Source organism: Candidatus Enterococcus murrayae (assembly GCF_017315985.1).
Classification (GTDB): domain Bacteria; phylum Bacillota; class Bacilli; order Lactobacillales; family Enterococcaceae; genus Enterococcus_A; species Enterococcus_A murrayae.
Genome location: NZ_JAFLVR010000024.1, coordinates 39999 through 65940, shown reverse-complemented (window position 1 = coordinate 65940; position 25942 = coordinate 39999). Strand labels below are relative to the sequence as shown.

The 25942-nt window shown below is 40.6% G+C and carries 21 protein-coding genes and 1 tRNA gene; 5 read left to right on the top strand and 17 right to left on the bottom strand.

The genetic code is table 11. The features are described 5' to 3' along the window. Positions 1-9: 9 nt before the first annotated feature. From JZO85_RS11070 to map, 4 genes are all read right to left on the bottom strand, one after another. Entirely contained in the window at positions 10-804 is a 795-nt protein-coding gene (locus tag JZO85_RS11070; RefSeq protein ID WP_207108587.1) for a glycosyltransferase family protein, read from the bottom strand. A 15-nt stretch (positions 805-819) separates the two neighbouring features. Continuing rightward, a complete protein-coding gene (locus tag JZO85_RS11065) occupies positions 820-1938 on the bottom strand; it encodes a glycosyltransferase family 4 protein (protein ID WP_207108586.1) in 1119 nt (372 codons plus the stop codon). Between the two features lie 87 nt (positions 1939-2025). Continuing rightward, entirely contained in the window at positions 2026-2949 is a 924-nt protein-coding gene (locus JZO85_RS11060; protein WP_207108585.1) for a YihY/virulence factor BrkB family protein, read from the bottom strand. 15 nt (positions 2950-2964) lie between these two features. Beyond that, a complete protein-coding gene (map, locus tag JZO85_RS11055) occupies positions 2965-3729 on the bottom strand; it encodes a type I methionyl aminopeptidase (RefSeq protein WP_207108584.1) in 765 nt (254 codons plus the stop codon). Positions 3730-3997: 268 nt separating this feature from the next. Here map and JZO85_RS11050 point away from each other — a divergent pair, with 268 nt between their 5' ends. Continuing rightward, complete coding sequence (locus tag JZO85_RS11050; RefSeq protein ID WP_207108583.1) at positions 3998-4441, top strand: flavodoxin; 444 nt, start codon at positions 3998-4000, stop codon at positions 4439-4441. A gap of 108 nt (positions 4442-4549) precedes the next feature. Further along, positions 4550-5788 (top strand): aminopeptidase, encoded by a 1239-nt coding sequence (locus JZO85_RS11045; protein WP_207108582.1) that lies wholly within the window; start codon positions 4550-4552, stop codon positions 5786-5788. 44 nt (positions 5789-5832) lie between these two features. Here the strand turns inward: JZO85_RS11045 and JZO85_RS11040 are convergent. The 4 genes from JZO85_RS11040 to sfsA form a co-directional block, all read right to left on the bottom strand. Continuing rightward, a tRNA-Arg gene (locus JZO85_RS11040) sits at positions 5833-5906 on the bottom strand. Between the two features lie 220 nt (positions 5907-6126). Continuing rightward, on the bottom strand, positions 6127-7305 hold the full coding sequence (locus tag JZO85_RS11035) for a DEAD/DEAH box helicase (RefSeq protein WP_207108581.1): 1179 nt from the start codon (positions 7303-7305) through the stop codon (positions 6127-6129). 8 nt (positions 7306-7313) lie between these two features. Then, the gene (locus JZO85_RS11030; protein ID WP_207108580.1) at positions 7314-8315 is read right to left on the bottom strand and encodes a Gfo/Idh/MocA family protein; all 1002 of its coding nucleotides are present in this window, start codon (positions 8313-8315) and stop codon (positions 7314-7316) included. A gap of 14 nt (positions 8316-8329) precedes the next feature. Beyond that, the gene (gene sfsA, locus JZO85_RS11025; protein ID WP_207108579.1) at positions 8330-9061 is read right to left on the bottom strand and encodes a DNA/RNA nuclease SfsA; all 732 of its coding nucleotides are present in this window, start codon (positions 9059-9061) and stop codon (positions 8330-8332) included. A gap of 184 nt (positions 9062-9245) precedes the next feature. On the opposite strand from sfsA, the gene JZO85_RS11020 reads away from it, so the two are divergent. Beyond that, positions 9246-9602, top strand: coding sequence for a DUF4828 domain-containing protein (locus tag JZO85_RS11020; RefSeq protein WP_207108578.1), 357 nt, complete (start codon positions 9246-9248; stop codon positions 9600-9602). A 33-nt stretch (positions 9603-9635) separates the two neighbouring features. Here JZO85_RS11020 and JZO85_RS11015 read toward each other — a convergent pair whose 3' ends face one another. Together JZO85_RS11015 and gltB are read right to left on the bottom strand one after the other, a co-directional pair. Then, complete coding sequence (locus JZO85_RS11015; RefSeq protein WP_207108577.1) at positions 9636-11072, bottom strand: glutamate synthase subunit beta; 1437 nt, start codon at positions 11070-11072, stop codon at positions 9636-9638. Position 11073: 1 nt separating this feature from the next. Then, the gene (gene gltB, locus JZO85_RS11010; RefSeq protein ID WP_430732917.1) at positions 11074-15570 is read right to left on the bottom strand and encodes a glutamate synthase large subunit; all 4497 of its coding nucleotides are present in this window, start codon (positions 15568-15570) and stop codon (positions 11074-11076) included. Positions 15571-15779: 209 nt separating this feature from the next. On the opposite strand from gltB, the gene efaR reads away from it, so the two are divergent. Beyond that, positions 15780-16427 (top strand): transcriptional regulator EfaR, encoded by a 648-nt coding sequence (efaR, locus tag JZO85_RS11005; RefSeq protein ID WP_207108575.1) that lies wholly within the window; start codon positions 15780-15782, stop codon positions 16425-16427. Between the two features lie 174 nt (positions 16428-16601). After that, positions 16602-18116: a glucose-6-phosphate dehydrogenase gene (zwf, locus tag JZO85_RS11000; RefSeq protein ID WP_207108574.1), complete on the top strand. Its 1515-nt coding sequence runs from the start codon at positions 16602-16604 to the stop codon at positions 18114-18116. A gap of 215 nt (positions 18117-18331) precedes the next feature. On the opposite strand, the gene ileS is transcribed toward zwf, so the two are convergent. From ileS to ftsZ, 7 genes are all read right to left on the bottom strand, one after another. After that, entirely contained in the window at positions 18332-21118 is a 2787-nt protein-coding gene (gene ileS / locus JZO85_RS10995; protein WP_207108573.1) for an isoleucine--tRNA ligase, read from the bottom strand. 436 nt (positions 21119-21554) lie between these two features. Next, positions 21555-22262: a DivIVA domain-containing protein gene (locus JZO85_RS10990; protein WP_207108572.1), complete on the bottom strand. Its 708-nt coding sequence runs from the start codon at positions 22260-22262 to the stop codon at positions 21555-21557. Positions 22263-22284: 22 nt separating this feature from the next. Then, positions 22285-23067: a YlmH family RNA-binding protein gene (locus tag JZO85_RS10985; protein WP_207108571.1), complete on the bottom strand. Its 783-nt coding sequence runs from the start codon at positions 23065-23067 to the stop codon at positions 22285-22287. A 12-nt stretch (positions 23068-23079) separates the two neighbouring features. Next, positions 23080-23355 carry a YggT family protein gene (locus tag JZO85_RS10980; protein ID WP_207108570.1) on the bottom strand — a complete coding sequence of 92 codons (276 nt, stop codon included), beginning with the start codon at positions 23353-23355 and terminating at the stop codon, positions 23080-23082. 13 nt (positions 23356-23368) lie between these two features. Further along, on the bottom strand, positions 23369-24001 hold the full coding sequence (locus tag JZO85_RS10975; protein WP_207108569.1) for a cell division protein SepF: 633 nt from the start codon (positions 23999-24001) through the stop codon (positions 23369-23371). Between the two features lie 9 nt (positions 24002-24010). Beyond that, positions 24011-24688, bottom strand: coding sequence for a YggS family pyridoxal phosphate-dependent enzyme (locus tag JZO85_RS10970; RefSeq protein WP_207108568.1), 678 nt, complete (start codon positions 24686-24688; stop codon positions 24011-24013). Between the two features lie 14 nt (positions 24689-24702). Continuing rightward, the gene (gene ftsZ, locus JZO85_RS10965) at positions 24703-25941 is read right to left on the bottom strand and encodes a cell division protein FtsZ (RefSeq protein WP_207108567.1); all 1239 of its coding nucleotides are present in this window, start codon (positions 25939-25941) and stop codon (positions 24703-24705) included. Between the last annotated feature and the right edge of the window lies 1 nt (position 25942).

Below are 25942 nucleotides of genomic sequence, written 5' to 3'. Positions count from 1 at the left end.
CCTCCAAAATTAAAAAAATTGCCAGCCCCATTTTTGAAAATACTTTCTCATGGACTGTAAGAAAATAAAAAATAATTTTCGGCTTTTGACTGCTCCGCGTTCGTATAAGTGAACAACCGTGAACTGTGGGCTATAAATTGCCTGATAGCCCGCTTGCTCCATTTTACGACAAAGATCATTATCCTCGAAGTACATAAAGTAGCGATCATCAAATCCTTCGATCTCATTAAATTTAGTCAAATCAACTACCATAAAACTGCCAGAGATCATTCGGACAAAACTATCACGATCGTCTGGTAAATCACGACACTCAAATCTAGCCAATCGCTTCGCAAATAGTTTTTTAACAAACTTAAACGGAATGAAACGCAGCATATAATCAAAAACATTCAAATGATTGCGAATTAAAAATTGTGTTGTTCCATCTTCGTTTAATATTTTCGGAGCCAACAATCCACACTCCGGGGTTTCAGCCAAATGAGCAGCCATATCTTTCAAATGATTTTTTGAAAGGATAATATCTGGATTAAAAATAATACCGTATCCAGTTGTTTCCAATAAATTAGTGTTATGCCCAAAACCAAAGCCCTTGTTCTCTTCATAAAAATTTATCTTCACAAACGGATAAACAAGATATTTTTTTAGCCGTTCACGATATTCTGGTTCAGAAGCATTATCAAAAATCTTAACTTGAATCGATTGATCTGTCCCTAATATTTCAATTAACGAATCTAGACTTAGAAAGATCTTGTCGCTATTGTGGGTCACGATGCTGACAGTCACATTAATATCATTCATATTCATAACGGACGACAACACTCATTTCTTCAAATATTTTTGCAGCACCTGCGAACGATATTCCTTGTTTCCGAAGAATCGGAAACTTTTTGTAATAAAACTGTATTTTTCACTGATTAAACCAATCAGCTCTAACAAGAAGGTCAAAGCAAAAACCATGGCAACAATCAAAACGATCGTTCCTACTTTGCTTGTGTAATTCAATAACAATGCAGAAAATGAGAACAGCACAGCAATCGCATAAATCGTCAAAACTGCCCCGCGATGTGTAAAGCCTAGATTTAATAGGCGGTGATGCAAGTGCTGTTTATCAGCAGCAGAAATCGGCATATTTTTAGATTTCCGCCGAACCATCGCAAAGAAAGTATCAGTCACTGGAACCCCTAGGATCACCAATGGTGTGATCAAAGAAATAAACGTAACATTTTTTAATCCCTGCAATGTCAATACAGACATCATGAAGCCTAAGAATAAGGCCCCTGTATCCCCTAAATAAATCTTAGCAGGATGAAAGTTATAGGGAAAGAATCCCATGATACTTGCAACCAAACAAAAAATTGCTAATGATATATACACAGTCGACGAATGCAGGAAGAAATAACCTATTACACCGATCGTCGTCAAACTAATGATCGATACACCCGAGGCTAGACCATCCAACCCATCGATTAGATTCAACGCATTAGTAATTCCGAAAATCCAAAATAAGGTTGCCGGTAAGCTGAGCCATTCAAGATTGATTCGGCCAAACAGCGGTGCCGTGAAAAAATCAAACTGAATATCGGCATAAAAATAAATGACTAATCCTGCCAAAAGAATCCCAATACTTTTCTGTTTAGGCGTCAATTCATATTTATCATCCAAAAGACCCGTAATAATAATAATTAAACCACCAACTAAAATCTTGCTGATATAATCAAAAGGAATCACATTACGGAATAGAATTAACGATGAAATAGCAAACGTAATAAAAATTGGCAAGCCGCCAGCACTGGGCATTGGCACTTGATTCATTCGGCGCGCATTTGGATTATCTACCAACCCAGTCTGGACCGAAATTATTTTAAAAATCGGAGTCAAAATCAACGCAATCAAAAAAGTCAAAAAATATTTAATGATCAGCCCGAATGATACTAACATATTGCCACCTGCCTTTTTACTAAAATTATTATATAGGATTGACCACTCTTTACAAGGCTCTCCTAAAATCTTTCAAAATTCTTGAGATTATTTTTTCTTTTTAATGAAACGATCCTTCAACTTGTTAAACCATTTATTAACACGATTTGATCCTTCTGTGACTTCTTGACCTGTACGATATTCTTCAATTGCCACGTTTAACACACCGCCTAAAATAATAATCGTCGCGGCAAAATTCAGCCAAAACATCAAAACTATGAAACTCCCGATGATTTGGTAACCAGAAACTCGTTGAGCAAAAGTCTGGGCATAGATACTGAATCCTTGTGCTAAAACGATCCAACCAACTGTCGCAAAAATTGTTCCGGGAAGTGCATATTTTATCCGTACATGCGCATTAGGGATAACGATATATAAACCACCTAAGATAACCAGCAACCCAATCAATGTCACTGGCCAGCGCAAAGCCAAGAATGTATCGATGATATCTGGTGAAAAACGTAATAATTGCTGTAAAGCATCTAAAATTACTTGACCTGCACTAAAAAACAGCGCGACAGCAATGATCGCCATCATTAAAATGCCCACAATGCCCACCGAGACAATACGGCTGATAACAAAATTCCCACGGTCTTCGACACCATAGGCCCGGTTCAACGCTGTTTGCAGCGCATTAATTCCTCGACTAGATGACCACAAAGCGGCCAGAACCGAGATAGAAAGCATACCGCCGGAAGTATTTTCTAACAAACCAGTAATCGCCGGCTTTAAAAAACTAAAAACATTTGGCGGAATGGCTTCACTTAAATATGGCAGAACTGTTTCTGGAGTGATATTAAAGTAGGGCAGCAAATTGCCAACAATAATCAAGATTGGAAAAAATGACAGCAATAAATAATAGGCGACTACCACAGAGCGGTCGCCTATTTCTGTTTCTGCTAAATGCTTTTGGATCGATTGGATAAAATCCATTAATTTCTTATTCTTTTTAATTTTATCTATTGGTCCCATAAAATCCTCGTCGTCCTAATACGTTCCTTCTTCACCTTGTGAAGTTAAAATTTTTGGTCCTTCTTTTGTAATCGCCAATGTATGTTCATATTGAGCACACCAGCCGCCATCACGCGTATACGCAGTCCAGCCATTCGGATCCATCTTCATTTGCCAATCTCCAGTATTAATCATCGGTTCGATCGTAATAACCATACCTTCCTTTAGCCGCAAGCCTTTTCCAGCAACACCGTAATGCGGAATCGCAGGCTCTTCATGGATAGTCGGTCCAATGCCATGTCCAACAAAATCACGCACAACTGAGAAGCCCTCGCCTTCAGCATAGGTTTGGATCGCGTGACCAATATCGCCGATGCGGTTTCCAACCTGTGCTTGTTCAATTCCAAGATACATCGCCTTTTTAGTAACTTCCATTAATCGTTTGATCTCGGGTGACGCTTCACCTACAGCGTATGACCAGCAGGAATCAGACATTGCTCCTTTGTATTCGACACACATGTCGACTTTAATCAGGTCGCCATTCTTTAATGGCTTCTTTCTTGGAAAACCATGACAAATTTCATCATTGATACTGCAGCAGGTCGCGTACTCATAGCCCTCAAAGCCTATTTGTGCTGCCACACCGCCATGACTTTCAATAAAGTCCCGTACAAAATTTTCAATATCCATACTAGTAATTCCTGGTTTTATAAAATCCCGCAAATGACGATGGACATCCGCCAGTAATTCGCCTGATTCATTCATCATTTCTACTTCACGGGGTGATTTTAATGTGATCATGTTCTCGACTCCTCATATTGATAATTCTACTAATTATTTTGTCCTTATTCTTCTGGTGAAAATATTTATCCAGATCGTCCGCTTAAACTTTCTTTCAAATCCGTTTAATTATAAGTCTGTGAAAAGCTGGACGAACATCCTTTTTCATCTTGTCCATTTTAACATAACCCTATAAAGCGAACAAATGGTTAGAGAGCGGTGATTTCCTTTTGATTTCCATTTTGATATAATGACCATAAAATTAGCTTAAAGCTAGGGAGGTTTTTTTTTGACATTAGCAAAAATCGTTTATGCCAGTATGACAGGAAATACCGAAGAAATCGCCGACATCGTCGCTGAAGCCTTCGAAAACTTAGATCTTGAAGTGGAAATCGACGAATGTACACAAGTGGATGCCGAAGATTTTCAAGATGCGGATATTTGTGTCGTCGCAACGTATACTTACGGTGAAGGGGATCTTCCTGATGAAATCATAGACTTTTATGAAGAACTGCAGGAGTTAGATTTAAGCGGTAAAATCTTCGGAGTGTGCGGTTCTGGCGATACATTCTATGATCAATACTGCAAATCTGTTGATGACTTCGATGCCGCCTTTGCAAAAACGGGGGCAACTCGTGGTGCCGACAGCGTGAAGGTTGAAATGGCGGCTGAAGAAGAAGATATCGAAAATCTCGAGGCCTTTGCGAAAAAAATCGCCGAAGCAGCATCATAGTATATTAAAAAAGATGTACCAAAAAACTGGTACATCTTTTTTAATTCATTTTCTTTTGAGAATTTCTAAGAAATGCTAAGATAAGATTAATGAAACGGAGGTATAGAAATGACACTACCTAATTTTGAAACACTTCTAAAAAAGTATGCCCACTTGATTACAAAAGTTGGTGTAAACATCCAAAAAAATGACACCGCTGTAATTTATGCGAGTGTTGATCAAGCTCCACTAGCACGACTTATTACAAAGGAAGCCTACCAACTGGGGGCTGCTGAAGTCATTGTTCAATGGAATGATGACGAGGTTCAACGTGAATTTTTAAGCCATGCGGCAGAGGATCGTATCAATGAGGTACCTGCTTATAAAGTTGACGAGGCAAATACTTTTGCTGAAAAACGGGTCACTCGGATCAGCATCGTTTCTCAAAATCCCGATGCTTTATTAGGAGTCGACACTAATCGAGTTGCTGCTTTTCAAGCGGCACGAGGAAAAGCACTTCAGTCCGTGATGGAAGCAACACAATCCAATAAATTACGTTGGACTGTCGTAGCCGCTTCAAGCCCTGCTTGGGCAAAAAAGGTTTTCCCAGAACTGGCTTCAAGCGAGGAACAGGTGGATAAATTGTGGGATGAGATTTTTAAAACCACTCGGATTTATGCAGATGATCCAGTTAAAGCTTGGGAAAAACATGACGCACTCATGCGGGAGCAAGCAGAACGTCTGAACAAAGAGCAATTCTATGCCCTTCATTACACCGCTCCGGGAACAGACATTGTCATCGGACTTCCTGAGAATCATGTTTGGGAAGGCGCTGGCAGTTTTGCAGCAGATGGCAATGAATTTATGGCTAATATGCCAACTGAAGAAGTTTTTACTGCTCCAGACCGTACGCGCGTCGATGGCTACATTACTAGTACAAAACCGTTGAGCTATGCGGGAACGACCTTAAATGAAATGAAATTTACCTTTAAAGACGGCAAAGTTGTAGAATTTTCTGCCAAAGATGGAACGGATGTTTTAGCATCATTATTAGATATTGACGAAGGAGCAAAACACCTAGGTGAGGTCGCCTTAGTTCCAGATCCCTCGCCAATCTCACAATCAGGAATTACGTTCTTTAATACATTATTTGATGAAAATGCGTCAAATCACTTAGCTCTGGGTGCTGCTTATCCTTTCAGTGTTGAAGGCGGAACTGAAATGTCGAAAGCAGAATTAGCAGACGCGGGATTAAATAGTAGTCAAACCCACGTTGATTTTATGGTAGGGTCAGCCCAAATGGATATTGACGGTATTCGTAAGGATGGCACAAAAATTCCTATTTTTAGGAATGGGGACTGGGCTTAGCCCAAACAAAATACCCACTTAGAAATTCTAAGTGGGTATTTTAACGTTCTCGACTGGAATCGAACCAGCGACCTATCGCTTAGGAGGCGATCGCTCTATCCTACTGAGCTACGAGAACACGCTCATATTATTGTAGCTATTTTAACTTATTTTAGCAAGATGTCGACCTTAAATTTAATGGACTCATTCAAAAAAAATGGAAAATCATGCTATTCAACTGTTACCAATTGATGAATTTTTCTAAGATAAGAATTCAAAAAGAGCAGTCGAAAACCTATAACTCAATCAATCATACTAGTATGGTTGAACTAGATAGGTACATAAAAAAAGGAAAAGACCTATTTCCGTCTTTTCCCTTTATTTTTTTTACTTTTCTTCTTTTTTGGTTCGCTTTGTTTTACTGGCTCCTCAGTTAGCAGTTCACCACCGAATAGATAAATTGGTGCGAGTTTCAGATCCAGCTTTTTAGCGATTTTCGTTAAATCTGATTTTTCTTGCGGGGTGACAAACGAAATCACGGTACCCGTTTCCCCCATTCGACCAACACGACCGGCCCGATGCAAATAACTCTCTTCGCTTAATGGCACGTCGACATTTATCACAAACGGCAGCTTCTCAATATCCAAACCACGACTTGCTAAATCCGTTGTCAAAAGCCCTAGAGCCTGATGTTTCTTGAACTGCTCGATCGCATTTTTACGCAGCATCTTCGATTGATCTGAAGCAAGACCCACTATAGGCAAATGATGGAACCGTAGCTTCTCTTCCGCACTCCCCATATCGCTTAATTGATTGAAAAAAATCATTCCCCAGAAAGCTGGCAAGTTTAGCAGACGCCGCAGTTGCTCAACTTTCTTTCGATCACTCGTTTCCAAATAAAAATGCTGCACATCGCCTTGGCTATCATCTTCTTTTGAGACATCTACAACTAACAATTCAGCTTCAAAACGGTGCAACTCCTCCAGCACAACATCCGCTGTCGCAGAAAAATATAAATGTTGCGCTTCGTTATCGCTGGCCTTCAAAATCTTTTGAATCAGCTGCAGACTTTGCCCTTGAATCAATTGATCAACTTCGTCAAAAACCAGTGTTCTGATAGTGGATGCTTTGATTTTCTTAGCCGTAATCAATTCCAAGACGCGACCAGGCGTACCGATCAGTAATTCTGGTTTTTTCTTCAAGGCTTCTTGTTGGCGTTTGACATTTGCGCCGCCGATTAAAGCTTGTACTTTCATACCTGAACCTGCCAACCATTTACGAGCGACTTCAACGACCTGCATTGCTAATTCTTGTGATGACGTTAAAACGAGAATCTGGCTGGCCATTCCAGCCTCAAGCTTATTGATCAAGGGTAATAAATAGGCCAGGGTCTTGCCGCTGCCAGTCGGAGCGATTCCAACTAAATTTTCCCCTTCCATTATCGGTGTATAAACCTCTGATTGGATTAATGCAGGCTTTGTAAAGCCCGCATCCTCCCAATTTTTTTTCAAAAATGGTACAAATTCTTGATTGTTCATAATTTCCTCTATTTCTCGTCGGCATCAAAAACGATGCCCGCACTTTTTCGCATATCATAAATCACTTGGTTTACATTCCGAGCCAATTCAACCCATTCTTCATAATCCGTCCCCAACTCGCGATCCGTTGGATTTAAGATTACTTTAGCAAACATATCGGCTTCCTCCATCATCGGGTTTTCCAATTGATGAACGGACAATTTTTCTCGTCGTTGATGATCACGATCATGGAAAACTGCCTCACTTATTGAATTTACTGCATTCATTACTAGAGTCCCATTCGTCAAATATATCTCTGACTGCTGAAAGCTGTCGCCGATTTTGCCTGTTCGAATCGTAACATCAAAGTTGTCATACCGCAATATACCCGTTCCGATCCCGTCAACACCTGTTGAGATTTTCTGTCCAAAGTAGAGACTTTCCTTCGGCATCCCAAACCAAGCTAACGCTGCATAAATTGGATAGACTCCTAAATCTGCTAATGCGCCGCCTGAAAAATGTGGAGAAAAGATGTTGGGTTCTTGACCATCTAAAACCTGATCGTAGCGTGAAGAGTATTTCATGAAGCTGAAATCCGCACCAATAATATGATCTTTAAAAGGCAGAAAATCAGCAACTGTTTTAAACGCTTTTTCATGAATATTACGAGCTGCTTCGAAGAAAAAGACTTTTTTCTGATTAGCTAGTTCAATGATCTCATCCATCTCTTTTGGTGTAGAGAAAGCTGGTTTTTCTACGATCACATTTTTTCCAGCTAAAATTCCTTGCTTTGCTTGTTCAAAATGCAGGCTGTTTGGTGAAGCGATATAAACGGTATTCAAATGTTCGATGCCAAAAAAGGTATCTAAATCCGTCGCGTATTCGACATCTCCATATTTTTCACCAAACTTTTGCGCCGTTTCTAATCGTCGCGAATAGACCGCCGCTAGCTGGTACTTGCCTGTTTCATGTGCCGCTTGCACAAATTGATCGGTAATCCAATTTGTTCCAATAATACCTAAATTAATCATGATTTTTCCGCCTTTCACTGATTTGGATCAATAAATTTTTGGTTCAAATCAAAGGGGACAGCCTCTTTGATTGAAATTGACTCCTGATCTACATCACAATTATACGCTAAAATCTGCACACCGTCTGCCTTGGCCTTTTCTACTGCCTCATAAAGCGCTGGCTGCATCTCACGGTGGATCGTAGCTGTTTGAATTGTCGGAAACTGAACAACGAATAAGACATAGCAGTGATACTCCATTGTTTGAGCCAATCGCAGTTCTTCTACGTGCTTTAAACCTCTTAACGTCGGAGCATCAGGAAATGCACCAATCTCATAATTTTCCAGCGTCATGCCTTTTACTTCAACGAACCCTTTTTCCTGCTGATCCGTTTCAAAGTAGATGTCGAATTTCGAACGTTCATACGTGTATTCACGCTTTAGATAATTGATTGAGCCCTTTAAACCAGGCAGTTTGATTTTGCCTGATAAGATTCCTTCAGCTGCCAATGCGTTTGGTATTTGTGAGTCGATGTTGATCCACATTTCGCCTTTTTTAACAGCAATCAGATCATAGGCCGTTTTTCGTTTGTCTGATGGCTGATGATTCACAGCCACTAAGGCATTGGGCAGTAACAATTCTTTGCTGCGCCCTGTATTTTTCACATGAGTAATGATTTCTTCCCCAGTGTTTAATAAACGGCAACGAGCAATAAAGCGATTGCTTCTCTCAATAAAAATAGCCAAGTAAATTGCAGAATACTTCATTTTTTATCAAAATCCTTCTATAAAAAGTTAAATAGTCCTTAAGCCTGATGGAAAGATGACAGACTTTATTATATAGTATAACAAAGCCTGTGTGAAAGGCGTTCAGTTTATTTTTAGAAAACTGATAGCCATTAATCAGGTAAGATGAGATTGGATTAGCTAAATGGTGAAAGGAGTTTTTTTGATGAGATTGAAATGGCCTGTCTTCCTTAGTGCGACATCGCTCGGTGCAGCAGCAGTGAGTTCAAAATTTGTCCGCAAACGTGAAGTAAAGGACTTAAATAATATTTATGTCGGTTCTTGGGAGTTCACTCATCCGAAAGAACACAAACACCACACAATTACGATTTATCCTGATTTATCGATTATTTTAGATGGCTCAGCCATTATCTACCAGCTGATTGAATTAAGTGAACAAAAGTTGGCGATCCAAGATCAATATGGTTATCATCTGTTGATCAAAACAAAAAATGGGACGCCAGACACACTCTATGATGAATTAGACGATGTATCGTTTCCCATCATTCCTGTAAAAAAATAAAAATAGGATGCCCGTTTTCCGGCATCCTATTTTTTATTGATGGATCAATGATCGTAGGATCTGATCCACCTTTTCAGCAGCTTTTCGGCCTTCACGAATTCCCCAAATCACAAGACTTGGACCGCGTCTGGCATCTCCTGCCACATAAACTTTTTCATTATTAGTCGTGTAGTCTTCATAAATCTCTTCAACCTCAAAAGCATCAAGCAGATTCTTCTCAGCACCAGTGAAACCCATTGCCAGTAAAACTAAATCCGCCTTCAACGCTTTTTCAGTTCCCTTGATTGGCTGGAATTGATTGTCCACCTGTGTCGTTTCAATTGCGATAACTTGTCCTCGTTCAGCTCCAATAAAAGCAGTCGTCGAAGTCATATACGTGGTCAGTTCAGGATTATGCAAGGCACCTTCTTCTTGCCCATAGCCTTCTCGATTGATCATTGAGTATTCCGGCCATGGGTTTGATACTGTTCGACTTGCTGGAAGCTGCGGTGTAATTTCTAATTGTTTTACAGAAGCCGCACCTTGCCGAATCGCCGAGCCAATACAGTCATTTCCCGTATCTCCTCCGCCAATTACAACGACATGCTTACCTGCTAATTTTTGGTCGGCAACTTTTTTACCATGCTGTAAGACATCTTTCGTACAGTCAGTTAAGTAATCTACCGCAAATTGAATGCCGTGTAGCTCGCGGCCTTTGACCTTTAAATCTCGAGGAACACTTGCACCGCTGGCAATAATTACCCGATCATAGCTTTCCTGCAGTTCGTCAGCAGTAATGTCTGTCCCAACCTCTGTGTTTAAAACAAACGTAATCCCAACTTCTTCCATCACATTGATACGGCGCTGAACGATTTCTTTATCCAGCTTCATATTAGGAATTCCATACATCAATAAACCACCGGCTCGATCGCTGCGCTCATAAACGGTAACTTGATGTCCCAGCTGGTTTAAGCGCCATGCTGCAGAAAGCCCCGCTGGACCAGATCCAATGATCGCTACTTTAAAGTCTGTCCGTTCTACTGGCAGCCCATCTGCTTTGACCCAATCATTTTCAAAGGCGTTATCAATGATGAATCGTTCATTGTCATGGATTGCCACCCCTGATCCATTCAGCCCTTCGGTACAAGACTTTTCACACGGTGCCGGACATACACGCCCAGTCATTTCCGGTAATGGATTGGTTTTCGCTAAACGATCAAAAGCATTTTTGAAGTCTCCGCGATAAACAAAATCATTCCACTCAGGAATCAGATTATCATTAGGACACCCTGAGACTGCTCGTTTTCCGCCATAGAAAATCCCTGTATGGCAAAATGGAATCCCACAGTTCATGCATCGAGCAGCTTGTTCTTGCCGCTCTTCTACACCGAGAGGGATCTGCAATTCTTCCCAATCGACAATCCGTTCTTCGACTGGCCGATAAGGATTATCCTTTCGCGGGTATTTTAAAAATCCAAATGGATCTGCCATATTAGCCACGCTCCTTTCCAGCCGGTACTGTTTGTTCCCCGATCACTTCGATGAAGGCTTTTTCAATCAATTCTTCACCAGTCAAACCTGTCTTCGCTAATTCCTCTGTCACACGAACCATTTCATGATATTCCCTAGGATAGACTTTGACAAAATGCTTTTGTGCATTTTCCCAATCATTCAATAATTCAGCCGCCTTTAATGAGTCGGTATAAGCCAAGTGCTTCTCGATCATGTCTTTTAAGACCGAATCATCGCCAGCTTCGCCGAATTTGAAAAGCTCTACCATCTCCAGATTACATTTATCAGCAAAAGTACCTGTTGGATCATATACATATGCGACTCCGCCTGACATTCCAGCTGCGAAGTTGCGACCAGTTGGCCCTAAAATGACGGCAACCCCACCTGTCATATATTCACAGCCATGATCCCCGACTCCTTCTACAACAACATTGGCCCCACTATTACGAACACAGAATCGTTCACCAGCTTTTCCGCGGAAGTAGCCTTCTCCGCGATTCGCACCGAAGCAAACAACGTTTCCAACGATCGGTGAATTTTCAACATCATAAGCAGCATCCTTCGGCGGTACGATAATCACACGACCCCCACTTAGTCCTTTTGCTACATAGTCATTGCCTTCGCCGATCAGCTTCAATTCCATCCCTTGTGTAATGAAGGAACCAAAGCTTTGTCCAGCAATTCCAGTATAGGTGTATCTGATCTGACCCGGCGTCAGTGCATAGTTGCCAAATCGCTCGGAAATCCAGCCACCCATTCTTGCACCGACTGTTCGATTGACATTATTGATTGGATAAGTCATCTCCACCTGTTCGCCATTTTTGATGGCTCCTTCGGCAAAATGATCCAATTCAGGCCACTCGCGTTTTTCTTTAAATGGATCCTCCGTTTTGCGTTCGATCCCGATGCTCGTTGATAATATCCTTGAGAAGTCTAACGATTTTGCTTTGCCTTTTGCAATAAAACGCGGTTCTAAAACTTCCGTATGTCCAATCATTTCATCAATACTTCTAAAGCCCAACTCCGCCATGATCTCCCGCAGATCTTCCGCGATGAAATACATCATATTGATCAGATGCTCCGGCTTGCCAACAAAGAATTTACGTAATGCCGGATTTTGTGTTGCAACACCCACAGGGCAAGTATTTAAACTACAAACCCGCATCATCACACAGCCGATAGCAACCAAAGCTAGTGAAGCAAAACTATACTCTTCCGCTCCAAGTAAAATCGCCATCGCTACATCGCGCCCAGTCATTAATTTTCCATCTGTTTCCAAAGTCATCCGTTGACGTAAATTATTCATGGCTAATGTTTGATGAGCTTCTGCGACCCCCATCTCCCATGGCAGCCCCGCGTCACGAATTGAATTTCGCGGCGAAGCACCTGTTCCTCCGTCATAACCAGAAATCACGACAACGTCAGCCCCGGCCTTCACTACACCAGTAGCGATAGTGCCAACACCCGTACTAGAAACCAGCTTGACGTTGATCTTCGCGTAAGGGTTAATTGCTTTTAAGTCATAGATCAATTGGGCTAAATCTTCGATTGAATAAATATCATGATGCGGCGGCGGTGAAATCAATCGCACGCCTGGTGTTGAACCGCGAATCTCAGCGACCCATGGGAAAACTTTATTGCCCGGTAATTGTCCGCCTTCACCTGGTTTTGCCCCCTGAGCCATTTTAATCTGCAATTCCTCAGCACTCATCAAATATTCAGCATTCACCCCAAAACGACCAGAGGCGACCTGTTTGATTTTACTATTATAGTTTTTACCATCTGCTTGCGGCTTGAATCGTTTACGATTTTCTCCACCCTCACCGCTATTAGATTTTGCGCCGATACTATTCATCGCTTCAGCGATACATTGGTGAGCTTCCTCACTTAGCGAACCGTAAGACATTGCTCCAACTTTAAAGCGTTTCACGATTTTGCTAGCAGGCTCTACCTCGGAAAGCTTCACCGCAGAACGCTCTTTTTTGAATTCCCATAACGCTCGTAGATTGGTTGGCTCCTCTAAGGCCTCCTGATTCATTTGCTCGACATAATGTTTGAACAATTGATAATCACCCGCGCGGACCGCTTGTTGGAAATTGTAAATAGTCTTCGGGTTGAACAGATGGTGCTCGCCATCAGCTTTGTATTGAAAGCTTCCGCCTGAAGCCAACAAATCATTCTGCTGCGGCCCATAGGCCAAATGGTGTCGCTGCAAATATTCTTCCTCAATTTGATGCAAGGATAGTCCACCGATTCGACTCGCTGTTCCTGTGAAATATTTTTCTGTCACAGGCTGACTGATTCCCACGACCTCAAATAACTGCGCGCCATGATAACCGGCAATTGTCGAGATTCCCATCCGCGACATGACTTTCACGATTCCCTTTTCAGCAGCTTTCCGATAATTTTCCAAGCCATTTTCAATCTTGAAATCATTCAAGGTCGCATAAGCTCCATAAGGATGGATTCCGCTGGCTCCATAACCGATCAAAGTCGCAAAATGATGAACTTCGCAAACCTCTGCAGAATCAACGACAATACTAGCTAATGACGCTTTTCCTTTTCGTACTAAGTAATTATGCAGACCGGATACAGCTAACAAAATTGGCATCGCCATTTTTGCTTTTTCTGAGCCGCGATCACTTAGAATCAGGATCGTACAGTCATTATCAATTGCTGATTCGGCCTCTTTAAACATTTGCTCCAGCCCATCTTCTAAAGCATTGCCGCCGCCGATTGGATATAGTGTTGAGATTGTCACAGTTTTTTGTTCCTTGGTACTTAATTGAGCAATCTTTAGAAAATCCGCACTACTAAGCACAGGACTTTTGATCTTCAATTTCTGGCAATTATGCGCATCGTCCACTCGAATATCACCATCACGCCCTAAGAACATCTCTGTTCCAATAACCAATTGTTCACGGATCGCATCGATCGGTGGATTGGTTACTTGGGCAAATTGCTGTTTGAAATAGGTGAATAATGATTGTGGCTGATCACTCAAGACGGCTAACGGTGAATCATAGCCCATCGAAAGAACAGGTTCTTCTCCTTTTTCAGCCATCTGTAATAACGCGCCGCGAATGATTTCATCGGTATAACCATTCAGCTTCCACATTCTTTGCAATTCTTTTTCGGTCAGTCTAGCTTCTTCTTTATTTATTTCAGCAAGCTGCGATAGATCAATGCGGTTTTCAGCCAGCCACTCTTTATAGGAATGAGCTTTTGCATACTTTTCTTTAATCTCTTGATTGCGATAAAATTTTCCATTGACGGTATCAACTAAGATCATATTTGCTGGTCCCAGCACACCTTTTTCAATGACAGATGATGGTGCAAAATCAACAACTCCTGATTCTGAGGCTACTTGAACAAAGCCGTCCTTCGTAATTGAGTAGCGAGAAGGACGCAAGCCGTTGCGATCCAAGGTTGCCCCCACCATTTCACCGTCCGTAAAACACAGTGCCGCAGGTCCGTCCCACGGTGCCATGAAACTGGCATTGTATTCTTGAAAAGCAGTCATTTCTTCACCCAGACCGGCCTCTTCTGACCAAGCCTCCGGCACCATCATCATCAATGCGTGAGGAATATCACGACCATTGCGATACAAGTATTCCATACAATTTTCCAGCTTGGCTGAGTCTGAATCTTCCTCGTTATATACCTCGATGCCATGACTCTTCATCCAATTTTCTGAACCGCGCAGCGTATTGATTTCTCCATTGTGAGCTAAAAAACGGAAAGGCTGTGCCCGATCCCAGCTTGGAAACGTATTTGTAGAAAATCGTGAATGCACAACTGCGATACTTGCCGCAAAATCTTCATCCTGTAAGTCATCATAAAAAATTCCAACCTGATAAGCATGTAACATACCTTTATAAACAATTGTTTTGCTGGATAAGCTGCAAATAGCCATTTCTCCTGCATGGTAGGTTTTCTCTAGCTTACGACGCAAACGGTACAGGCGGTCTTCGAAATCACGATCCGTTTGTACCTCCAATGGCCGCTTTATGAATAACTGCACAAAACTAGGCATAACTTTTTGTGCACCTGGTCCGCAGTTCTCATATTGAAACGGTACGTCTCGCTGCCAAAGAACTAAATAACCAGCAGCTTCAATCTCCTTCACGAGCGCTTGCTGCAAACCATTTTTATGCTTTTCCTCTGCTGGTAAAAAGAACATGCCTGTAGCATATTGCCCACGTTCGGGCAAAGTTATCCCTGCTGCGTTTGCTTCTCGTTGGAAAAACTTGTCTGGAATCGTTGCTAGAATACCTGCACCGTCACCAGTTTCGGGTTCTGCTCCAGTTCCCCCTCGATGGTTCATCCGTTCCAACATCGTTAATGCATGCTTTACTAATTGATGTGAAGCTTTCCCTTCCATCTGAGCAATAAAGCCCATACCACATGCATCCTTTTCAAATGAGGGATCATACATGGTCGGGGCTTCTGTTACTTGTTGCTTTGTCATAGACATCATCCTTTAAATAGTTTGACAATTCTCATTTATTTTTAATATACTACCTTTTTTTAAAAAGATAGGCAAGTGTTCTTAGAATTTTTTTTTAATTACCTTTGTTATTCAGGAGCTGATACTTTAAAAAGAAAAGACCAATCAAATGGAAAAAACAAAATTTATTTGGTAAACTTAATCTGATATGCTTCGTTATGAAAGGATGAACATCAATGACACCAAATCGCGAAGATTACTTAAAATTAATATTAGAATTAGGTGGCGATAAAGAAAAAGTTAGCAATAAAAAAATCGTTGCTGGTTTGTCCATTTCCGGAGCTTCTGTCAGCGAGATGATAAATAAACTAGTAAAAGAAGGCTTAGTTGAACACTCTCCTTACCAAGGCGTTCAATTGACACCGGCTGGTTTAGAAAAAGCCAGCACTCTTGTTCGTAAACATCGTTTATGGGAAGTTTTTCTAGTTGATCATCTTGGCTATTCATGGAATGAAGTCCATGATGAAGCAGAAGTATTAGAGCATGTGACATCCTCACAATTAGAACAAAAGTTAGATAATTATCTGAATCATCCAACCTTTTGTCCCCATGGCGGAATGATTCCGCAGCAAGATCAAACCGTCCACGAGAAAGATCGTCAGACATTGGCAAGCTACCCAGAAGGGACCAATGTTCGAATCGCACGTGTTTTGGATGAGAAGGATCTACTTGATTACTTGATGGATCTTGGTGTTAACATTCACGAAGAATACACGATTACCAATATTGCGGCCTATGAAGGCCCCGTTACTTTGGAAAATAGTCAAAAAAAAGTTTCCATCAGCTACAAAGCCGCATCCACAATATTTGTTGACGCTTTATAAAGATAAGTATCCCTTTTTTCTGCGCTATGGATGATAAATTGATCAAAATCAAATCACCGATCCAACTTTTTGCAGTTATGACAGGATAAGTGATAAACTTTTTAGTTGAATGGCTATAAAAATCATTTTCCACTTGTAAATTGAATACATTACTTTGAATTAGGAGTGAACCATATGGAACAAGCAGCACTATTTACCATCTTTGGTGGAACTGGCGACCTGGCGCAGCGGAAACTTTATCCCTCGTTGTTTCGCCTATATAAAAAAGGAAATTTAGCAGAGCATTTTGCTGTAATCGGTACCGCAAGACGACCATGGAGCGACGACCACTATCGTGAGATCGTTCGTGATACTATCAAAGATTTGGCACCAACCGATGAAGAAGCACAAGATTTCTCTAATCACTTTTACTATTTATCACACAATGTCAATGATACAGATCATTATGATCAGCTAAAAGTATTGGCTGACGAGTTAGACGAAAAATATGGCTTACAGGGAAACCGGATATATTACTTAGCTATGGCACCTCAGTTTTTCGGTACGATCGTCAACCATCTGAAATCACAAGAAATTTTGACGACGACTGGCTATAACCGTTTAGTGATCGAAAAACCATTCGGCTTTGATTACGATTCTGCCAATGAGCTGAATAATCAAATCCGAAATGTTTTCCCTGAACAAGATATTTTCAGGATCGATCATTACTTAGGGAAAGAAATGATTCAAAATATTTCCGTGATTCGTTTCGCCAATAATATCTTCGAATCCCTTTGGAACAACCGTTATATCGAAAATGTACAGATTACTTTTTCTGAAGCACTCGGTGTAGAAGACCGCGGTGGATACTATGAACATAGCGGTGCACTAAAAGATATGGTACAAAATCACATCTTGCAGGTCGTTGCTTTATTAGCAATGGAAGTGCCAACCTCTTTCTCGAATAAATCGATTCGTGAAGAAAAAGTAAAAGTTTTACAGGCGATCCGTCGATACGATTCAGAAGAAGTCTTGCAAAATTTCGTTCGAGGTCAATATGACACGGGAACGTTAGATGATAAAAATTTTGTTGCTTACCATGATGAGCCAAATGTGGCCAAAGATTCACTAATGGAGACTTTTGTTGCCGGAAAGTTCTTGATCGATAATTTCCGTTGGTCAGGTGTTCCCTTCTATGTTCGGACAGGTAAACGAATGACAGAAAAAGGAACACGTATTAATATCGTCTTTAAACAAGTTCCTGTGAACGTCTTTAATTTCGAACAGGAAGAAGCTGACGGAGAAGAATTACCGCAAAACATTTTGACTATTTATATTCAGCCAACAGAAGGCTTTTCTTTAACTTTAAACGGGAAGAAAATCGGGCAAGGTTTCAATACTGATCCTGTAAAATTAGACTTCCGTCAAAGTGCTGAAGTAACTGAAAATAGTCCTGAAGCTTATGAAAAATTATTGCTGGACGCTTTAAATGGCGATGGTACTAACTTTTCGCATTGGGATGAAGTGGCCAACTCATGGGAAATCGTTGATCGTATCCGTAATACATGGGATCAAACCACTCCTGGTTTCCCCAATTATGCAGCTGGAACAATGGGACCACAATGTGCTTTCGATTTGCTAGCTAAGAACGGACACGAGTGGGCCTGGCAGCCAGACCAATGGTATCGTGAACGTGGAAAATTAGATTAAACGTCAAAAAGCTGAGAGTATTCTCAGCTTTTTTATATTAGAAAAGCTTTACGAACTCCCTCAGCTTTTGAACACCAAGTAGGTACTGGCTGGTTCGTGAAGCCGGACACCGTTAAAGCGGTTGATTCATTGTTTTTACTTCTTAATTTTTTATGCTTTCTTTAAGAGATGGAGAAAAAACACGTACCGAATTATCGATACGTGTTTCTTCTATATTATTCCAATCCTTCAGAAACTGCTTCTGGATAATTTTCTTCAACGATATGGGCACATGAGGCACATAATGTTGGCAGTTTTTCATCTTCGCCGACTGTCGTGCGAACCTGACGACAACGGTCACAAACTTCGCCTTCTGCTTTTTCCACTAAGATCGCTGCATCATCAAAGCTCATAGCATTAGATGGAGCAGCCTCTTTCGAAATACTAAATGAATCAGGTGATACGATCAATAATTGAGCAAGATCAGCATCTAAGGCTGCCAGCAATGCTCCGACCTGTTCATTTGGATAGATCGTAACTTTTGCTTCCAGAGATTTACCGATGACTTTTTCATTGCGGGCTTCTTCTAAAGCCTTCAATACTTTATCACGGAAGTCCATGAACGCTTTCCATGTATCCAACAATTCAGCTTGATTAGGATATTCTTCATAGCCTGGCAATTCAGCCAATTGAACATATTCCTCTTCTTCCTTCAAATAGGTCCAAATTTCTTCTGTAGTATGAGGAATGATCGGTGTCAATAATTTCGTTAATGCAACCGCTGCTTGATAGAAAACAGTTTGCATACAACGACGTTCATAGCTGTCTTCTGCTTGGATATAAACAACATCCTTCGCAAAATCCAAGTAGAAGGAAGACAAATCAACCGTCAAGAAATTCACGATCGTTTTATAAATTTGTGTGAAGTCATACTTTTCGTATCCATCTTCACGAACCGCTTTGATTACTTCATTTAAGCGAACAAGCATATACTTATCAACTGAACGCAATTCCTCATAAGCAACCGCGTGCTTAGCTGGCTCAAAATCATTCGTATTTGCTAATAAGAATCGCATTGTATTCCGGATCTTACGATAAACTTCTGAAACTTGATTCAAGATATCCATGGATACTCGAACATCTGCCTCATAGTCTACACTGCTAACCCATAGACGTAAGATATCCGCACCCATTTGATTGATTACTTTTCCAGGTACGATCGTGTTGCCTAGAGATTTACTCATTTTGCGACCTTCCCCATCTAGAGTAAATCCTTGAGAGAGAACAGATTTATAAGGCGCAACACCATTGATAGCAACACTTGTGGTAATACTTGAGTTGAACCAGCCACGATATTGGTCAGAGCCTTCCAAATACATATCAGCTGGGAACGTTAGATTTTGACGTTGACGTAACACCGCTTCGTGAGAAGAGCCTGAGTCAAACCAAACGTCCATGATATCTGTCTCTTTAGTAAATTTTCCATTTGGCGAACTTGGATGAGTAAAGCCTTCTGGCAATAAATCTTTCGCTTCACGTTCGAACCAGATATTTGAACCATGTTCTGCGAATAATTGTGCAACATGTTCTGTCGTTTCTGGCGTGATGATTGGTTCACCATCTTCACCATAGAAAATTGGTAATGGTACACCCCACGCACGTTGACGAGAAATTACCCAGTCACCGCGGTCTCGGATCATATTGTACAGACGTGTTTTCCCCCAAGGAATAATCCAATCTACCTTTTCGATTTCGTCTAAGATATCTTGACGGAATTTATCAATCGAAGCAAACCATTGTGGTGTTGCACGATAAATGATCGGTTTCTTTGTTCGCCAATCATGCGGATAGCTATGCATGAAGAATTCTAATTTTAACAATGCGCCTTTTTCCTTCAGTAGGTCGGTCACCATCGCATTCGCTTTATCATAGAAGACACCTTCAAAGCCAGGTGCTTCGGCTGTCATCACACCCCGATCATCCACTGGAGAAATAATGTCATTGCGATATTTTTTCCAAGCGAAGTAGTCATCTTCACCATGTGCCGGTGATGTATGAACAAGTCCTGTACCAGCTTCTAAAGTAACATGATCGCCTAAAATCACTAATGATTCACGATCATAAAAAGGATGCTGTGCAGTCATATATTCAAAATCTTTTCCTGGAACCTCTTTAATAACTTTAGGTTCTGTCCAATCTAATTCCTTCGAAACAGAATCCAAAAGGTCTTTAGCCACTACATATTTTTTTCCAGCCTCTTCAACTACGACATACATATAGTCCTTGTTAATAGAAATCGCCTGATTTGCTGGCAAGGTCCATGGTGTTGTCGTCCAAATAATGAAGGATGTATCCGTATCTAAAATTCCTTTGCCATCTTTAACCTTAAACGCAACAAAAATTGAAGGAGATTTAACATCTTTGTACTCAACTTCCGCCTCAGCCAAAGAAGACTCACTTGATGGAGACCAATAGATTGGTTTCAAGCCTTTATAGATGTAGCCTTTTTCCGCCATTTTACCAAACACACGAATTTCAGCTGCTTCATAATCTGGTGTTAGCGTGATGTAAGGATTGTCCCATTCGCCTGCGATTCCCAAACGCTTGAAATCATCCCGTTGCTTATCCACCTGTGATAAAGCATACTCCTCACATTTTTTACGGTATTCCGCCATCGTCATTTCTTTTCGTTTGATTCCTTTGTTGGTAAGAACTTGTTCGATTGGCAGTCCATGTGTATCCCAACCAGGTACATAAGGGGCGCGGAAACCAGACATTGATTTTGAACGTACGATAATGTCTTTACTAATTTTATTTAACGCATGTCCGATATGGATATTGCCATTGGCATATGGCGGTCCATCATGTAAAACAAAGGTTGGTTTGCCTTCGTTCAATTTTTGACGTTTTTCGTAAATATTATTTTCTTCCCATTCCTTTTCCCATTGAGCTTCACGATTAGGTAAATTACCGCGCATTGGGAAGCCAGTTTTTCCAAGTTGAAGGGTTTCTTTTGTCTTCACTATTGATCGTCTCCTTTATTATTTGTAAGTTATTCCTGATTATAAAATCACCATCAGAGGAAATACTGTTCATCTACGTTTTTAGCATATGACGATTTGATCCGAATGACCGCTCTCTCTATAAATCAGAGGACCATGTCAAAAGAACGAAAAAATCGTGTTCGCATATCTATATTTTTTCCTATTCCATTGAAGCATGGAGAAAAAAATGACAAAAAAACAAGCGCATCCGCAAAGGGACGAGCTTGTCGTGGTACCACCCAAAATTTGAAACTTAAAGTTTCCTCTGATCATTGTTAACGTAATGACACGTCGATCGCTACTAATCGTTCACAATCGAATAATCTAGAGGATCTTTCTCATTAGAGGGTCTGCCGAACTTTCACTATCAACGGCTCGCTATAAGAATCTAATCAGCTTTTCTGTTCTAGAGTGATTAATTTTCGTCTGATTTAATTAATTCAGGAATATCAATCGTTAATCCCATGTCTTCCTCTTGAGGTTCAGGGGTAATGATTGGTTCATCTGAGTCTACTGCAATCTCAGCATCATTGTCAAGTTCATTGGCCAAAACTTCTCTCAAAACTTCATGACCATCACCAACGTATGAAGACATTGGTTTCAATACTTCTTCCCAGTCGCCGCTGCGTGCTTGATCGATTTGAGTTTCTAACAATAATAGTAATTGTTGATGGAAAACACGTGTCTTCTTCTTCAAATCATTTGTTTCGGCAGCCAGTTGACGGGCTTTAGACGTAGCATCGGTTAATATTTCTTTCGCCTTGTCTTCAGCAGTCGTTGTTAATAGGTTTGCTTTTTGCATAGCATTAGAAATTAGTTCATCCGCACGGTTTTGTGCAGAAGTAACGATTACTTCTGATTCCTTGCTTGCAGAAGATTTAACCTTGTCAGCTGTATCTTGAGCCACAACGATCGATTGATTCAATGCTTCTTTCAATTCATTGAAGTATTCCAATTTTTCTTCCGAATGCTTCAATGCTTTTTCTAATTCACGATTCTTTGCAATACTGTCCTCGTAATCACGAACAATCATATCTAAGAAATCATCGACTTCATCTTGGTTATAGCCACGCATTTTGGTGGAGAAATTCTTATTTTGGATATCTAATGGAGTTAATGCCATTTTTTTGTTCACCTCATAAATTTTATTTTCGTAAAACGCCTAAGCGTAAACGGAATTTTTCTTTCTTTGTTTTTCCCTCTAAGCCCTGAATTTGAATTCGACCAAATCCACGAACTGAAACGACATCTAATAAATCAAGTAAATAATCTGGACGTTCATTGACCGTCCAGTTGACCTTTACCTTACTGGCTTCAACTAACTGTTTGGAACGCTGTCTGGAAATATTATAAACCGTTGAAATAATTGCATCCAATCGCATCGAAGTCGCAGTAGTCGTTTCTTCGATCCAACTATCTTTAGGGATAATGATATCCGTGTATGGACGTTCCTCTAAATGAACGGTTACACGACCAATTTTAGTTACCTGATTTACGATATAGCTAGCAGATTCTTTAGCTAAAAAAATTTGCCAGCGATCACCATCAGAAATAATATCACCAAAATAGTCGCGTTTAATTCCTGCATTCATTAAAGTTCCCAGAATTTTTCCATGCGACAGCTCCGTAAACTTCTGCGGATAATTTATCTCAATCATCACAAGCTCAAAGTCATCAATTTGCGGTTCATAATAATCCGGATAAATCATGCAGCGACATCGTTCAGCATGTTCATATCCGCCATAAAAAGAAAATTTCAATTCGCTGTTTTCACGAATCAAGGTTTCTAAAATATACGCTTGGCGCGGATCTAAAAAATTCGTCAAATAAGGAGCGTACTGGCTTTCGACTTGTTCCAACCAATCGCCAACACCGTCAACAAATGGATGCTCTTCTGGTCTAAAATGTTGATAGACATTCGCATTCATATTGCCACCTCCTTAATAGATAATACTGATCAGAATTTTTTGTAAAACCTCCATCGCAATATTTAATGCAAAAATCGCTGCCATCACTGAAAAATCGATTCCGCCGAATTGTAAAGGTAAGCGTCGAAACAAATCAAGAAACGGCTCACAAATCCGGCCTAAAAGTTGTCCAAACTTAGACTGATAGGCTCCTGGAAACCATGACATCAACGCATAAACAACTAAAAGGATCGTATAGAGATAAACTAAACGATTTAAATAGTAAAAAAGTGTAATAAGTAGATTCAACTAAGCGGCTCCTTTACATTCCTAATCCATAAATATCTTCATCAACCATAGAACTCAATGTAGAATTCGCAATCTCAACGTTTGTTGGTGTGCATAAAAACATTTCATTACCAACACGTTTGATATCACCATCAATCATAAATACTGCGCCAGTTAAAAAATCCACTACGCGACGCGCTTTCATCTCATCTAAAGATTGGAAGTTAATCAAGACCACTTCACCTTGCCCTACACGTTTTGCAATTGTCATAGCTTCGTTGTAGGCTTTTGGTTCAACCACAGAAATACGGTCTTTCTTTTTTTCTTCCATTCTTGGTGCAAGTCGTTGTGCCCTACTAGTATTGTTTGGCATTGAAACAACTTTTTCGCTTTTCTTGGGCATGCTTTCTGCCTTTTTCATAACAGCTTCAGCTCGTCGATTAGTTTGAATCTCAACAGCTGGCTGTACTCTTTCTTGTACTTTCTTTTGTGTTCTTTCTTTTGGTCGTTCTTGTTTTTGATATGTGGAACGTGCCGTTACGCGTTCCTTTTTAGGCGCGCTTTGTGGGCGGCTAACCTGCTTCTTTGGGGCAGGTGCTTTTTCTTCATACATATCATCATCTGCTAAACCAAAAAAATCAGTGATCTTTGCAAGACTAATTCCCATTAACTTTACCTAACCTTTCCTAAATAGTGCCGTTCCGATGCGAACAAATGTGGCACCTTCTTCAATTGCCGTTTTGAAGTCTTGGCTCATTCCCATGCTTAATTCTGTACATGGCGCATACTGCAAGTTTTGTTCTTTCACACTTTCTTGAAGTTTTTTCAGAGTAGAAAAAATAGCTTGAGCTTCTTGCTGACCTGCCTCATAAGGAGCCATCGTCATCAAACCAATCACGTGTATTTTATCTAAACCTTCCAATTCTTTGATAAAGGAATAAAGCTCTGCTGGACTGATGCCATGCTTCGATTCCTCCCCAGAGATATTTACTTCAACGAAACAATTTATTTGATGTTCTGCACGTTTTTGAATTTCTTGTGCCAAACGCAAACTATCTAATGCATGAAAGTAGTCAATTTCATTTATAATTAATTTTACCTTGCGGCGCTGTAAATTACCAATAAGATGCCATTTAATATGTTGATGCTGTGAAAGACTTTGCTTTTTCTCCAGTAATTTGTCTACTCGATTTTCTGCTAAATCCGAAACGCCTAATTCAACGAGTTCATTTGCTGTATTGGAGTCGACACTCTTGGTCACCGCAACCATAGTAATCTCCTGTGGGTTACGTGAAACAAGAGCACACGACTCCTGAATTTCTTGCTCGATTTTATGCAAGTTTTCAGCGATCATGTGCTCTCCCCCTTTTATTTTCTACGGCGAAAGAATGGTGGTGTATCTAGTTCTTCGTCTTTTTCAGGTTTTACTTCTTCACGATTGAATGTCTCGAATTCTTTCTTTTCGATATTATCAAATTGCGTTTCTTCAACTTTTGGTCGAATATTTTCTTCTTTTCGAATATCCCATTCACCAAATGCAGATTGACCTTCGTTGTTTCTTGCAGGCTCAATATCTAAGTTTTGTTTTTGTGGAACTGATTGGATTTGGCTAGCACGTTGTGTGTTACGAGTAGCCTTACGCTCCTTTTTTGTTGGATCAATTCCAGTCGCAATTACTGTAACGCGAATTTCATCGCCTAATTCTTCGCTGATTGATGTACCTAAAATAATATTCACATCGCCTGTTGCTGCACTTGCAACAATATCAGAAGCATCTTGTGCTTCGAATAAAGTCATGTCTAAACCACCTGTGATATTTAACAACACCTGTTCCGCTCCATCAATAGATGTTTCTAATAATGGAGAAGAGATCGCTTTTTTCGTTGCTTCAACTACACGATCTTCACCGCTGGCAACACCGATACCCATCAAGGCAGTCCCTTGATTGGCCATCACTGTTTTCACATCAGCAAAGTCTAAGTTCACGTATCCAGGAGCTGTGATCAAGTCTGAGATTCCTTGAACCCCTTGACGTAAAACATTATCTGCTTCACGGAAGGCTTCAAGCATCGGAGTTTTCTTGTCGACAACTTCAAGTAAACGATTATTTGAGATAATCAATAATGTATCCACATTTTCTTTTAATAAGGATATACCTTCTGCCGCAAAGCGACCACGTTTAGGTCCTTCAAAGCTGAACGGACGGGTAACAACGCCGACTGTTAAGGCACCAAGTTCTTTAGCAATTTTTGCAACGATCGGAGCAGCACCTGTACCTGTGCCGCCGCCCATACCAGCAGTAATGAAGACCATATCCGCGCCTTCTAATGCATCTTGGATTGCTTGTTCACTTTCTTCTGCTGATTTTTGACCAACTTCAGGCTGTGACCCAGCACCTAAACCACGTGTGTATTTAGGGCCTAATTGAATAACTGTTTCTGCTTTTGAATTTTTAAGAGCTTGTACATCAGTGTTTGACGCAATGAATTCCACGCCTTTGACGTTTTCCTCGATCATCCGGTTGATAGCATTGCCACCGCCGCCGCCAACACCGATAACTTTAATAACCGCACCTTCGTTAATATTGTTATCTATTGAGAATTCCATA